Source organism: Salegentibacter profundi (assembly GCF_054121475.1).
The window spans coordinates 60,551-73,317 of the sequence record NZ_JBSYGG010000001.1; the positions used below are offsets into that span (position 1 = coordinate 60,551).

At 39.1% G+C, this 12,767-nt stretch carries 13 protein-coding genes; 10 read left to right on the top strand and 3 right to left on the bottom strand.

Annotated features, from left to right (window positions below; translation table 11 throughout):
- The first annotated feature begins 2 nt into the window (after positions 1–2).
- On the top strand, positions 3–644 hold the full coding sequence (gene pyrE / locus ACW6NC_RS00295; protein WP_457862942.1) for an orotate phosphoribosyltransferase: 642 nt from the start codon (positions 3–5) through the stop codon (positions 642–644).
- Between the two features lie 2 nt (positions 645–646).
- The gene (locus ACW6NC_RS00300; RefSeq protein WP_457862944.1) at positions 647–1,039 is read left to right on the top strand and encodes an SRPBCC family protein; all 393 of its coding nucleotides are present in this window, start codon (positions 647–649) and stop codon (positions 1,037–1,039) included.
- Positions 1,040–1,093: 54 nt separating this feature from the next.
- Here ACW6NC_RS00300 and ACW6NC_RS00305 read toward each other — a convergent pair whose 3' ends face one another.
- On the bottom strand, positions 1,094–1,825 hold the full coding sequence (locus ACW6NC_RS00305; RefSeq protein ID WP_457862946.1) for a biotin--[acetyl-CoA-carboxylase] ligase: 732 nt from the start codon (positions 1,823–1,825) through the stop codon (positions 1,094–1,096).
- Between the two features lie 94 nt (positions 1,826–1,919).
- Here ACW6NC_RS00305 and rsfS point away from each other — a divergent pair, with 94 nt between their 5' ends.
- The 6 genes from rsfS to ACW6NC_RS00335 all read left to right on the top strand — a co-directional run bounded on the left by rsfS (position 1,920) and on the right by ACW6NC_RS00335 (position 6,826).
- Positions 1,920–2,291 carry a ribosome silencing factor gene (gene rsfS / locus ACW6NC_RS00310; RefSeq protein ID WP_081209067.1) on the top strand — a complete coding sequence of 124 codons (372 nt, stop codon included), beginning with the start codon at positions 1,920–1,922 and terminating at the stop codon, positions 2,289–2,291.
- 19 nt (positions 2,292–2,310) lie between these two features.
- Positions 2,311–4,383 carry an ATP-dependent zinc metalloprotease FtsH gene (ftsH, locus tag ACW6NC_RS00315; RefSeq protein WP_457862947.1) on the top strand — a complete coding sequence of 691 codons (2,073 nt, stop codon included), beginning with the start codon at positions 2,311–2,313 and terminating at the stop codon, positions 4,381–4,383.
- Between the two features lie 97 nt (positions 4,384–4,480).
- On the top strand, positions 4,481–5,092 hold the full coding sequence (locus ACW6NC_RS00320; protein ID WP_457862949.1) for an LUD domain-containing protein: 612 nt from the start codon (positions 4,481–4,483) through the stop codon (positions 5,090–5,092).
- A 3-nt stretch (positions 5,093–5,095) separates the two neighbouring features.
- The gene (locus ACW6NC_RS00325) at positions 5,096–5,899 is read left to right on the top strand and encodes a phosphatidate cytidylyltransferase (RefSeq protein ID WP_457862950.1); all 804 of its coding nucleotides are present in this window, start codon (positions 5,096–5,098) and stop codon (positions 5,897–5,899) included.
- Positions 5,889–6,548: a phosphatidylserine decarboxylase family protein gene (locus ACW6NC_RS00330; protein WP_457862952.1), complete on the top strand. Its 660-nt coding sequence runs from the start codon at positions 5,889–5,891 to the stop codon at positions 6,546–6,548. Before ACW6NC_RS00325 ends, ACW6NC_RS00330 begins: the two co-directional genes overlap by 11 nt.
- Positions 6,549–6,550: 2 nt before the next feature.
- Positions 6,551–6,826, top strand: coding sequence for an acyl-CoA-binding protein (locus ACW6NC_RS00335; RefSeq protein ID WP_457862954.1), 276 nt, complete (start codon positions 6,551–6,553; stop codon positions 6,824–6,826).
- A gap of 39 nt (positions 6,827–6,865) precedes the next feature.
- On the opposite strand, the gene ACW6NC_RS00340 is transcribed toward ACW6NC_RS00335, so the two are convergent.
- A complete protein-coding gene (locus ACW6NC_RS00340) occupies positions 6,866–9,496 on the bottom strand; it encodes a valine--tRNA ligase (protein WP_457862956.1) in 2,631 nt (876 codons plus the stop codon).
- A 208-nt stretch (positions 9,497–9,704) separates the two neighbouring features.
- Here ACW6NC_RS00340 and ACW6NC_RS00345 point away from each other — a divergent pair, with 208 nt between their 5' ends.
- A complete protein-coding gene (locus ACW6NC_RS00345) occupies positions 9,705–10,091 on the top strand; it encodes a DUF1573 domain-containing protein (protein ID WP_457862958.1) in 387 nt (128 codons plus the stop codon).
- A 47-nt stretch (positions 10,092–10,138) separates the two neighbouring features.
- Here the strand turns inward: ACW6NC_RS00345 and ACW6NC_RS00350 are convergent, their stop codons facing one another.
- Complete coding sequence (locus tag ACW6NC_RS00350) at positions 10,139–11,473, bottom strand: aspartyl protease family protein (RefSeq protein WP_457862960.1); 1,335 nt, start codon at positions 11,471–11,473, stop codon at positions 10,139–10,141.
- A gap of 99 nt (positions 11,474–11,572) precedes the next feature.
- Here ACW6NC_RS00350 and ACW6NC_RS00355 point away from each other — a divergent pair, with 99 nt between their 5' ends.
- The gene (locus ACW6NC_RS00355; RefSeq protein WP_457862962.1) at positions 11,573–12,763 is read left to right on the top strand and encodes a pyridoxal phosphate-dependent aminotransferase; all 1,191 of its coding nucleotides are present in this window, start codon (positions 11,573–11,575) and stop codon (positions 12,761–12,763) included.
- Positions 12,764–12,767 lie beyond the last annotated feature (4 nt).

Consider the following 12,767-nt stretch of genomic DNA (forward strand, 5'->3'; position numbering starts at 1 on the left):
TTATGATTTTGAATAAAGAAACAGCAATCAAAACTGCTGAACTACTCCTGCAAATTAAGGCAATAAAATTAGATCCACAAGAACCCTTCACCTGGGCCAGTGGATGGAAATCGCCAATTTATTGTGACAATAGGATTGTTTTATCCTATCCACCAATCAGAAATTACATCCGGGAACATTTTGCTCGTCAAACAGAAGAACTCTATGGCAAACCCGATGTTATTGCCGCCGTTGCAACCGGTGCCATAGGTATCGGAATGCTCGTTGCCGAGTACTTGAGTCTGCCATTTATATATGTAAGACCAGAACCTAAAAGTCACGGTCGAAAAAATCAAATTGAAGGCATCCTGGAAGAAGGTCAGAATGTGGTCGTTATAGAGGATCTCATTAGCACCGGAAAAAGCAGTTTAAATGCTGTAAAAGCCTTAAAGGAGGCTGGCGCAAATGTCAAGGGAATGCTTGCCATTTTTACATACGGATTTAACACTGCGGAAGATAATTTCAAGCAGGCGGAGGTGCAACTGCATACCTTAAGCAATTACGATTATTTATTAGAAACCGCAGAGCGTACCAATTATATAAATGCTTCGGAAGCTGAAACCCTTAAGAACTGGCGGCAGGACCCTAGCAACTGGAAAAAATAGATATGCATTTAGAAAGCAACAAAGTTACTACCGGAAAAAATCAGGAAGAAATGTTTGAATTTTTAACCAATGTTAAAAATTACAAGCAACTGATGCCGGAAAGCACGGAGAAATTTGAAGTAAAGTCTGAAGACCGGTTTTTATTTGGTTTAAAAGGAATGCCGGAAATTCAGCTGGAAATAAAAGAAACCAAAAAACCAGAATTAGTGGTTTTAGGTTCAACCTCGGAGAAGTTTAATTTCGCTTTAAATATTCATATTATGGCGGTAGACCAGCAAAAAAGCGAGGTTTTTATGGAATTCGATGGAAAGTTTAATGCCATGATGGCCATGATGGTAAAAGGCCCTCTCCAAAAATTTATAAATACGCTTGCAGAAAACGCAAAAAACCTATAACCCAGACATTTCCAAAATATATTTAAGCCTGGAATTTTCCGGGGTTCCTGATTTTTAATACATGAGCTTAAGCTCTTTGAGGTCGAAGGTTTTGAAAACCGAATTTTCAATCTCCACATTGAGTCTACCAGCCGTAGTTACTCCACGTATAATCCCGGTTAGATAGGATTTATCCGGATATTGGAAAGTAGAAACCAGATCTTTCCTAAACATTCTTTCGGCATATTCCTCGAGTATCATGCTTTGATTTCTGGAAAAAATCGAATTCAGGTCTTTTTCGACAGTTCTTAATACGCCATCGAGGACTTCTTCCAGGTCATGGTTCCTACCAGTAAGTGTTTTTAATGAAGCCGCCTGGGGCAAATCTGGAAAGTCAACCTGGTTAACATTCAGCCCTACCCCTATAATTGAAGCTGACATCTGGTTATTTTTGAGGATATTCTCGATTAGGATTCCACCCACTTTAAAATTACCTGACATTATGTCGTTTGGCCATTTTACTTTAAGGTTAGGAATATTAAATTTTTCCAGCGCCCTGACTATGGCTACTGAAACCACTGCACTAAGTAAAAACTGTCGGTCCACTTCCACCTTTATCTTTGGGTAAAGAATGCTAAAGGTAAGATTCTGACCCGGGCTTGCCATCCATCCCGAGCCGCGCTGGCCACGCCCACTGGTTTGATTTCTAGCAAGGACGCAGCTCGGTTCAAAATCAGATTTTCCCCGATAGAGTTTTCGGGCAAAATCGTTAGTTGAATTGATGGCATTAACTTTGATTATACGCATAGGTGATAATGAAGTCGCAAAGGAGTTAAATCTTGTGTTAACAGGCTCTAAAAAAGCCTAAAAAGTAATAACTTTGCGAAAATAAAAAATTTTAATGGTAAAAAAGGAAACCAACAGCGATCAACTTATTGCACATATAATAAAAGGGATAGAAGAGGTAAAGGGAAATGACATAGAAATTCTAGACCTTAGAGAAATAGAAAATACAGTTTGTGATTATTTTATCATCTGCAATGGTACTTCAAACACGCAGGTAAACGCCATAGTCAACTCTATCCAAAAAACGGTAAGTAAGGCCCTTAAAGATAAACCCTGGCATATTGAAGGTAGTGAGAATGCGGAATGGGTTTTAATGGACTATGTGAATGTAGTCGTCCATGTTTTCCAAAAACATATAAGGGAATTTTACGACATTGAAAGCCTCTGGGGTGATGCAAAGATCACTTCAATCGAGACTAATTACTAAACTTTAAGACCTACCAGGTATGGCGAAAGAACAACCCAAGAAAAATATCGATCCCAAGAAACCAAAATTCAGCGCATATTGGATCTATGCGGCGATAATATTAATATTTTTAGGAATTAATTTCTTCAGTGGTGGCGGTTTCAATGAACCGGCCAAAACAAATCCTGCTGAATTTCAGACCTTTCTTAGAAACGGCGATGTCAAGAAGGTTCTCATAATCAATCGCAATCAGGCCCAGGTATTTCTTACCGAAGAGGCTAAACAGAAGGAAATTCATAAAAAAACTCAGGACCCTGAGATTTTTGCTACTGGTGAAACCCCGGCTTATACCTTTGAATTTGGAGATCTTCAGAATTTTGAAAACAGCATCTCAGAGATAAAGCGGGAAGAAAACCTGGACACAGTGGTCACCTACGACACGCAAAGTAACGTCTGGGGTGAAATATTCATCACTTTATTGCCATTTGTACTTATTATAGGGATCTGGATCTTTATTATGAGGAGAATGAGCAGTGGCGGTGGCGGTGGTGCCGGAGGCCAAATCTTCAATATAGGAAAATCCAAAGCCAAGCTTTTCGACCAGAATACAGATGTAAAAACCTCTTTTAAGGATGTTGCCGGCCTCGAAGGTGCTAAAGAAGAAGTTCAGGAAATCGTAGATTTTCTGAAACAGCCCGAAAAATACACTTCCCTAGGAGGTAAAATTCCTAAAGGAGCCTTACTTGTTGGCCCTCCAGGTACAGGGAAAACACTTTTAGCAAAAGCTGTTGCAGGGGAAGCCAAGGTACCTTTCTTCTCTTTATCCGGTTCGGATTTCGTAGAAATGTTTGTAGGGGTAGGTGCCTCGAGAGTAAGAGACCTCTTCAAGCAAGCTAAAGAGAAATCTCCATCTATAATTTTTATTGATGAGATAGATGCAATTGGGCGTGCCAGAGGTAAAAGCAATTTCTCTGGTTCCAACGATGAGAGAGAAAACACGTTAAATCAATTGCTAACCGAGATGGACGGGTTTGGCACCAATACCAATGTGATCGTGGTTGCTGCAACAAACCGTGCCGATGTCCTGGATAAGGCATTAATGAGAGCAGGACGTTTCGACCGTCAGATATATGTGGATTTACCAGACCTAAACGAAAGAAAAGAAATATTTGAAGTTCATCTTAAGCCTTTAAAGAAAGTAGCGGAAGAACTTGATACTGAATTCCTTGCAAAACAGACTCCCGGATTTAGCGGAGCAGATATTGCTAATGTTTGTAATGAGGCTGCCCTTATTGCAGCCAGAAAAGGAAACAAAGCTGTTGGAAAACAGGACTTCCTGGATGCGGTTGATCGTATTGTAGGTGGATTGGAAAAGAAAAATAAGATCATTACCCCGGAAGAGAAAAAAGCTATTGCCTTTCATGAAGCTGGACATGCCACAGTTAGCTGGATGCTGGAACACGCAGCTCCCCTGGTAAAAGTAACTATTGTGCCCCGTGGACAATCTCTGGGGGCTGCCTGGTATTTACCCGAAGAAAGGCTTATCGTAAGACCTGAGCAGATGCTTGATGAAATGTGTGCTGCTCTTGGCGGCCGCGCAGCTGAAAAAGTTATTTTTGATAAGATCTCTACCGGTGCATTAAGCGACCTTGAAAAAGTAACCAAACAGGCTAAGGCCATGGTCACCATTTACGGCTTGAACGAGGCTGTGGGTAACCTTACTTATTATGATTCCTCTGGCCAGAGTGAATATAATTTCACCAAGCCTTACAGTGAAAAAACTTCAGAATTAATAGATAAGGAAATCTCAAATCTTGTTGAAGCCCAGTACAAGAGAGCTATAGCACTTCTCACAGAACACAAAGACAAGCTTACTCAACTTGCAGAAATCTTACTGGATAAAGAAGTTATTTTCAAGGATGACCTTGAAAAAATATTTGGAGCTAGACCTTTTCAAAAAGATAAGCATCTTGCCGAGGCTGAACAGGCTAAAAAAGAAGCTAAGAAGAGATCAGAAACTAAGGCATCATCTGAGAACTCCGAAAACCCTTCTGAGAAAGGGTCCTCCGACGCCGAATCTGAAATTTCAGAAAACGACTCCGTTAACAAATAGTTTACAACCCTAGTTTAAAAAATCTTATTTTAATGTTAGTTAAAGTAAGATTTTTTACCTTTGGTTAAAATGAGCTTTAGAACCACACCCAAACTCTATGAGTCTATTTAGAAGATTCCTAAACCCTAAATCTAAATCAGACAAAAAACAGGAAACCCCTGAAAATGCTGATCGGGGTAAATATATGCCGGAAGTAAAGCTTCCTACCGATGAGCGTTTTATGCTTAATTTCAAAAATAATGGAGGTAAATTCCTCTATTGTGAAGATGAATCAGAAATTAGGGACGCTTTTGATAATATTTTATTGGAGAACGATTGGTATGAATCAGAATGCTGCTGTTTTGATCCGAATCTCATGGATAGGTTTAAGGGCTTCAATCTGGAATTCAACAGATCAGGCTCAGCAGCCTTTTACCTCTCCACCTGTGAATTTCTAGTTGCCAATGATGGTTCTATCTTAATTTCTTCAAACCAGATAAAAGAGTGTAAACTTCAGGAATTACCAGCCAGTTTCGTGATCATTTCCTCTACCAGCCAATTGGTAGACACTATTGGTGAAGGGCTTAGAGGTATTAAATCCCGTAATAAGCAGAGCATCCCCTCTAATATCACCACAATTAAAAACTTCGAAACACAAAAAGAAGGTGATTTCATGAGTTACGGAAGTAGCACGAAAAACCTATATTTGCTCCTGCTGGAAGATTTATAACACATGAGGGAAGCAATTATTAGGACAATTTCAGGATTATTGTATATATCCATTTTGGTTGCTTCAATCCTTCATGATGAGCTTGTGTTCGTTAGTCTTTTTTACCTATTAGGTCTGGTTTGCCTAATTGAGATGCAAAAACTTCTTCACCTTAAGAGTTATGCCCTTTATGGTGTGCAGGCACTTTTATTTTACCTTTTCAGCTATTTAAAATTCAATCAGGATGCAACCATACTTCTTTTATTCATCACCATTTTTGTAAATCTATTCCTGGTTAAAGACCTTATGGTGGTTCAAAAAATTCCTGTTTTTGAAAAAAAGAAATATATCATCATTATTTTTTATCTGATTTCTTCTGTAATATTTCTAACGCTGCTTCCTACTATTCACGGTTTCTTCCGCCCTAATTTGATAGTTGGTATCTTTATTTTGATATGGACCAACGATACTTTTGCTTACATTGTAGGAAAGAATTTTGGAAAAAATAAACTTTTTGAACGCATTTCCCCTAAGAAAACTATTGAGGGCTTCCTGGGAGGATTAATATTTAGTGCGGTGGCAAGTTTTTTTATTTTTTATTACACCCAATTCCTGAGTTTCCCACTTTGGTTAGGCCTTGCTGTAATCCTTAGTGTTTTCGGGACCTTGGGAGATTTAATTCAGTCTAAATTCAAAAGACAGGCCGGCGTAAAGGATAGCGGAAAATTAATGCCAGGCCACGGTGGATTGTTTGACAGGCTGGATAGTATTATCTTTGCCAGCCCATTTGTATATGCATATTTATACTTATTGAATTATGTTTCATAAAGAAGGATATAAAATTATGGCCTTTACTGCAATAATCCTTATTGCAATAAATGTGCTTTCATATAGTTTAATAAACAGGTACTGGATTAAATTTTCAGTTTTGCTGGTTTCCATTCTTTTGTTTTTGTTGATCATTCAATTTTTCAGAAACCCCAAAAGAAGAACCCAGCATAATGACGCACACATCGTGGCACCGGTGGATGGTAAAGTGGTGGCTATAGAGGAGGTTTATGAAAAAGAATATTTTAAGGATAAAAGACTTCAGGTTTCAATTTTTATGTCCCCCCTTAATGTACATGTAACCAGGCACCCAGTAAGCGGTACTGTAATATACAGCAAGTATCATCCAGGAAAATTCCTAGTCGCCTGGCACCCGAAATCCAGTGAGGAGAATGAAAGGACCACGGTTGTAGTTAAAAATGTACTTACCGGAGAAGTGCTTTACAGACAAATTGCGGGAGCCTTGGCAAAACGCATAGTGAATTATGCAGAAGAAGGCTCTGAGGTCATCCAGGGAAGCGATAGCGGGTTCATTAAATTCGGATCCAGGGTAGATGTACTTCTACCAGTAAATACGCCATTAATGGTTAAATTAAATCAAAAGGTAAAAGGCGGTTTAAGTGTGATCGCAAAAATTGAGGAGGATTAAAAATGTCAGATTCAATACAAAAAAGATTCAACAAGGCCTATGAGCTAGCCAGCACTACCGACCTGAGTTTCCCACCGGATATTATGTTAAGCTTTTATGCTTATTATAAAAGAGCTACGGAAAAGAACGGTTTTTATTTACCCCCCTCGGAACAGGGAGACCTCCGAAGTGCTTTCAAGATCAATGCTTTGGTACAGGTAAAAGACCTAAGCAAAGAAGACGCTCAGGAAAAGTATATTGCCCTGGTAGAAGAACATATTGGTGAAATATCCCAATAGCGGGTAGATCACCAATATATTAATATCCTCTCATTTATTTTATTGCAAATTCTTTAAGCTAGCCTGCAGCGCTTCGATCTTCGCTTCAGCATCCGCCTTTTTGGCTTTTTCAATAGCCACTACCTTTTCAGGAGCATTATTAACAAATCGCTCATTGGAAAGTTTCTTCTCAACCGCTTTTAAGAATCCACGGGTATAATCAAGTTCCTCCTCCATCTTATTAATTTCGGCTTCCACATCTATTGCCCCAGTAATAGGAATATAATATTCATTTGACCTTACCCGGAAACTTAAGGCACCTTCCACCTGTGTGTCAACGCTTTTAAATTCAGAGATATTACCCATCTTTTTAATAACCGGATCAAACATCTTGGAAGTATCCTCATTATTCAAAATCATAAAATCTATTTGATTTTTAAAAGGTATATTTTTTTCCTTCCGGATTTTTCTGATACCTGCTATAACTTCCGATGAAAACATAAAGTCATCTATAATTTTCTGGTCATAGGCCTTAACTTCAGGCCATTTTGCAACGATCAACGCCTCCTCAGGAGATCTGTTTGTAATTTCCTGCCATATTTCTTCAGAAACAAAAGGCATAAATGGATGAAGGATCTTAAGGTTATCTTCCAGAATCGATATTACCTCTTTATAGGTCTTGGCATCAATGGGTTGACCATATGCAGGCTTGACCATTTCTAAAAACCAGGAACAATAATCGTCCCAAACCAGTTTATAGGTACTCATTAAAGCATCACTAATCCGATATTTTGAAAAATGATCCTCGATCTCAGCGAGGGTTTTTCTGAATTTGGAGGTATACCAGTTAATGGCTATTTTTGAGGTTTCTTCCTGCTCCTTTTCTTCGGAGACCTCCCAACCTTTAACCAGTCGAAAAGCATTCCAGATTTTATTGCTGAAAGCACTCCCCTGCCTGCAAAGTTCCTCATCAAACATCAGGTCGTTTCCGGCAGGAGAACTAAGTAGCATTCCCACTCTTACTCCATCTGCACCATACTGTTCTATCAAGCCAAGAGGGTCTGGCGAATTCCCCAGGGACTTGGACATTTTACGGCGCTGTTTATCCCGTACAATTCCCGTGAGGTACACATTTTTAAAGGGTTTTTCTCCCCGATATTCGTATCCCGCCATAATCATACGAGCTACCCAGAAAAACAGAATTTCAGGAGCGGTAACTAGATCGTTGGTAGGATAGTAGTATTTAATCTCAGGATTATCCGGCTCCAGAATTCCATTAAAAACACTCATTGGCCATAACCAGGAAGAAAACCAGGTATCAAGGGCATCCTTATCCCTGGAAAGATCGGTTTTTTCAAGCTCCGCATTACCAGATTGCGCTCTAGCTTTCTCCAAAGCTGCTTCTTTAGTCTCGGCTACAACAAAATCCTCCTTCCCAGTTCCATAATACCAGGCCGGGATCTGATGACCCCACCAAAGCTGCCTGGAAATATTCCAGTCTCGAACATTTTCCATCCAGTGTTTATAGGTGTTGAGAAATTTATCTGGAACAAGGTTAATATCCTTATTGACCACAGCCTCCAAAGCAGGCCTTGCCATTTCTTTCATTTTAAGGAACCACTGATCACTAAGTTTGGGTTCAATTACTGCACCGGTCCGTTCACTTGTCCCAACTTTATTGGTATGTGCTTCCGTTTTAGCCAGGACATCCAGTTTCTCAAGTTCCAGAATTATTTCTTCTCTTGCTTCAAAACGGTCCTTTCCTTTATAATGTAAACCTTTATCATTTAAGGTAGCATCATCGTTAAAGATATCGATGACTTCCAAATTATGCTTGTCACCAAGCATTTTATCATTTTCGTCATGGGCAGGAGTAACCTTCAAACAACCTGTACCGAATTCCATATCCACATATTCATCTTCAATTATGGGTATTTCACGATTACATACAGGTACTATGGCCTTTTTACCTTTGAGATGTGTAAACCTCTGATCATTAGGATTTATACAGATAGCAGTATCTCCAAGAATAGTTTCCGGACGTGTAGTAGCAATGGTTACCGTTTCATTACTATCAACAATTTTATAGTTGAGAAAATACAGGTTTCCTTGTGTTTCCTGGTAGATCACTTCCTCATCTGAAAGTGTTGTTTTTGCTTCCGGATCCCAGTTTACCATGCGATAACCTCGGTAAACGAGGCCTTTTTCATAAAGATCTACAAAGACTTTAATTACCGATTCCGACATTTCTTTATCCATGGTAAATTTGGTACGCTCCCAGTCACAGGAGGCTCCCAGTTTCTTAAGCTGCTCCAAAATGATCCCTCCATGGGTATGGGTCCACTCCCAGGCATGCTGTAGAAATTCTTCCCGGGTGAGACTATTCTTATCCACCCCTTCTGCCTTAAGTTTAGCTACTACTTTAGCTTCAGTAGCGATAGATGCATGATCAGTTCCGGGAACCCAGCATGCATTATATCCTTTCAACCTAGCTCTTCTTACTAAGACATCCTGAATGGTATTATTCAGCATATGACCCATGTGTAAAACTCCAGTGACGTTTGGAGGAGGTATTACAATGGTATAAGGTTCGCGTTGGTCTACTTCAGAATGGAAATACCGGTTTTCCATCCAGTATTTATACCATTTTTCTTCTACTTCTTTGGCATTATATTTCGAAGCTATCGCCATAATTGGTCTGGTTTTTGAAAATAATGGCAAAAGTAACTATTAGTTAAGGAATTTAAAAGGAGTTGAATTGAATATAATTTTGTCAGTAACTCTAATTCAACTTATATTTACTATTCCGAAAAAACTAAATTATGCTTTCCGCAGGAAGGCCATGTTCAACCAAAGTTCTTAAAAGCTTATGCTTTTAAAGACTTCTAAATTATGAGATATGAAAAAGTTTATTGCAATCGCTGTTTTGATCTTAGCTGGAGCTAGTGTTGCTACTGCCCAGAATACGGCAAAAATGGAATTCAAAACAGAAACAATTGATTACGGCGAAATAAAAAAAGGTAGCGACGGTGTCAGGGTATTTGAATTCACCAACACCGGAAATGCTCCTTTAATTATTGAGAATGTCACATCCAGTTGTGGATGCACCATTCCCAAAAAACCTGAAGAGCCTATTATGCCGGGCGAAACCGGGGAAATCGAAGTAAAATATGACACAAAAAGGCTTGGTCCTATTAGAAAAACAGTTACGGTGTATTCCAATTCTGATGTTCCAACAAAAGCCCTTAAAATAAAAGGGAAAGTTATAGATAACGATACCCTGTAATCCGGTATTGATCACAAAAAACTCCTGGTTAATCCCAGGAGTTTTTTTTATAGTATTCGTCTTAACCTGAAAGTAAATTTCATTTCCTTTAATCCTCTTTCTACCTTCAATTTTATCTGCTTACCTTCCCGGGAGGTAAATAATTTCGATATCTTTTCAAGAGAATATTTATGAGCAGGTTTACCATTTATTTCTAAAATTATATCCCCTCTTTGGAGTCCGGCTTCTTCAGCCGGCGACTCCGGCCTGATTTCAGCAATTTCATATTGTGGTGCTAAAGAAAATTTAAGCTGATAGGTATTCTCTAACACCTTATTTCCATCGGCCTGGACTTCCTCCACATCAAAAAAAGGCGGAGGGGTATCATAGGTTCTTATAAACTTTTGACCACTATGCTGAACCACTACTCCACTCATATTATATTCAAAAGGCTTTCTGAAATCTGCATTGGGTTTAAGACGGAGGTTCCTGCCAGGGTAGTCCAGTGTGTAATGGAAGCGTTTAAGAACCTGACTTCCTATACTGCCATTTCTATTATCATAAAGCGACAGGTTTTCTATAAAAAGACTATCGGGAAAACTTGCAGTAACTTCCTTTAGTTTCAAATCACCCAGGGATAAAGATCTAATTCTACTTCGATTACCATAGACACTTCCACTGATACTATAGCCCAGGAAATCTTCAAAGGAAGGTTGAGGCACGCCAACACCCCGTTTTTCATCCTCAAATATCCAAACAGCATCTCCAGATCCACTATCCAATAAAAAAACTAAATTATGGTCCTGGTCATCCAAAACAATTTTAGCTTCCAGATAAGGCTTGTTCTGATTAAAAATCAAAGGTATATCCACACAACGTCTACACTTTTTATATCTATATCTTGCCGGATTGTAAACCTTAAGGAATTTCCTCCGGTAATTAAATTCAACAATGAAGTTTCGAAAGAAATCATATCCCAGTATACCATTGAGCTCAATACCAAGGCGATCGGAAAGCCCGATTAATTCTTCTTCTACGATATAAAGGGTTTCTCCTTCACTTACGGCATCACCCAGTTTTATCGTATTATTTATTGCTTTTAAGGCCATAACTGGCTCCCCGGCCCCCAAACCTCTAAGAAAGATTCTGCTGGTATTTTTAACCTCAGGGATTTCTCCATCTACAGTAAAAATTAAGGTGACATTTACTCCGGTATCCAGCAAAAATGAAAGCGGCACCCCATTAACTTTTACTGGAACCACGACAAGGTCATTGACTAATTCAAAAGGCAACTTAAAATAATCCTTTTGATTATTTATTTGATATTGATTTTGGGCCGTAAGAGGTAGGGTTAAAACCGTTAACCAAAACATTAACAACCAGATAATGCCATGTCTCTTCATTCTTCTATAATTTATGAAAAATTCCCAAATTATGACCATCAGCCAGCTTACATTGTGACAATTATTTTGCATTTTTGCATCCTATTAAAAACGTAAATCATGCCTAATATTTCAAATAAGGGTAGAAGTATGCCCGAATCGCCGATACGAAAGCTGGTGCCATATGCTGAAGCAGCAACCAGAAAAGGTCGTAAGATCTACCAGTTAAACATTGGACAACCCGACATACAAACACCTCAGACCGCACTTGACGCAGTAAAAAGTAATGATATTGAGGTACTGTCTTACAGCCATTCGGCAGGTTTTGAATCATACCGAACCAAATTGGCAGCATACTATAAGAAGAATGATATTCCGGTAAATGCAGATGAAATTATTGTGACAACGGGTGGCTCCGAAGCACTGATGTTCGCCATGGGTAGTATTACCGATCCAGGAGATGAAGTAATTATTCCCGAACCATTTTACGCCAATTATAATGGCTTTGCTACGGCCTCAGGAGTAAATATTATTCCGATAAAAAGTTCGATAGAGAATAATTTTGCTTTACCTCCTATTTCGGATTTTGAAGCGCTAATAAGCAATAAAACCAAAGCCATAATACTCTGCAATCCAGGAAACCCCACTGGTTATTTATATACCAAAGAAGAGATTGAACAACTGGCAGATATCGCGCTAAAACACGATCTCTTTATTGTAGCTGATGAAGTTTACCGCGAATTCGCCTATGATGGGGTAAAACATCATTCTATTATGAGTATTCCTAAGCTTGCCCAAAACGCTATTATGGTCGATTCGGTTTCTAAGCGTTACAGTATGTGCGGGGCGAGGATTGGATGCCTGGTTTCAAAAAACCAGGAAGTAATGAAGACGGCCATGAAATTTGCACAGGCGCGACTAAGCCCACCGACCTTTGCCCAAATTGCAAGTGAAGCGGCTTTAGAAACACCACAGGAATATTTTGATGATGTAATAGAAGAGTATACCAAGAGGAGGAATATTCTCATAGAAGGCCTTGAAAAAATCGAAGGTGTAAAGGTAGCCAAACCAAAGGGAGCATTCTATTGTATAGCAGAACTCCCTATAGAAAATGCTGATGACTTTGCCCAATGGTTACTAGAAGAATTTGAAATGAACAATGAAACCATTATGGTGGCTCCTGCAGCGGGATTCTATTCCACTCCCAATACCGGACTAAATCAGGTTCGAATTGCTTATGTACTTAAAAAGGAAAACCTGATCCGTGCCATTGAAATATTGGAAGTAGCCCTAAAGCAGTATAACAAGTAAGCTG

What these genes read in the sequence shown, in the direction of transcription:
- pyrE (WP_457862942.1), top strand. Translation starts at nt 3, where the DNA reads ATGATTTTGAATAAAGAAACAGCAATCAAAACTGCTGAACTACTCCTG.
- ACW6NC_RS00300 (WP_457862944.1), top strand. Translation starts at nt 647, where the DNA reads ATGCATTTAGAAAGCAACAAAGTTACTACCGGAAAAAATCAGGAAGAA.
- ACW6NC_RS00305 (WP_457862946.1), bottom strand. Translation starts at nt 1,825, where the DNA reads ATGCGTATAATCAAAGTTAATGCCATCAATTCAACTAACGATTTTGCC.
- rsfS (WP_081209067.1), top strand. Translation starts at nt 1,920, where the DNA reads ATGGTAAAAAAGGAAACCAACAGCGATCAACTTATTGCACATATAATA.
- ftsH (WP_457862947.1), top strand. Translation starts at nt 2,311, where the DNA reads ATGGCGAAAGAACAACCCAAGAAAAATATCGATCCCAAGAAACCAAAA.
- ACW6NC_RS00320 (WP_457862949.1), top strand. Translation starts at nt 4,481, where the DNA reads ATGAGTCTATTTAGAAGATTCCTAAACCCTAAATCTAAATCAGACAAA.
- ACW6NC_RS00325 (WP_457862950.1), top strand. Translation starts at nt 5,096, where the DNA reads ATGAGGGAAGCAATTATTAGGACAATTTCAGGATTATTGTATATATCC.
- ACW6NC_RS00330 (WP_457862952.1), top strand. Translation starts at nt 5,889, where the DNA reads ATGTTTCATAAAGAAGGATATAAAATTATGGCCTTTACTGCAATAATC.
- ACW6NC_RS00335 (WP_457862954.1), top strand. Translation starts at nt 6,551, where the DNA reads ATGTCAGATTCAATACAAAAAAGATTCAACAAGGCCTATGAGCTAGCC.
- ACW6NC_RS00340 (WP_457862956.1), bottom strand. Translation starts at nt 9,496, where the DNA reads ATGGCGATAGCTTCGAAATATAATGCCAAAGAAGTAGAAGAAAAATGG.
- ACW6NC_RS00345 (WP_457862958.1), top strand. Translation starts at nt 9,705, where the DNA reads ATGAAAAAGTTTATTGCAATCGCTGTTTTGATCTTAGCTGGAGCTAGT.
- ACW6NC_RS00350 (WP_457862960.1), bottom strand. Translation starts at nt 11,473, where the DNA reads ATGAAGAGACATGGCATTATCTGGTTGTTAATGTTTTGGTTAACGGTT.
- ACW6NC_RS00355 (WP_457862962.1), top strand. Translation starts at nt 11,573, where the DNA reads ATGCCTAATATTTCAAATAAGGGTAGAAGTATGCCCGAATCGCCGATA.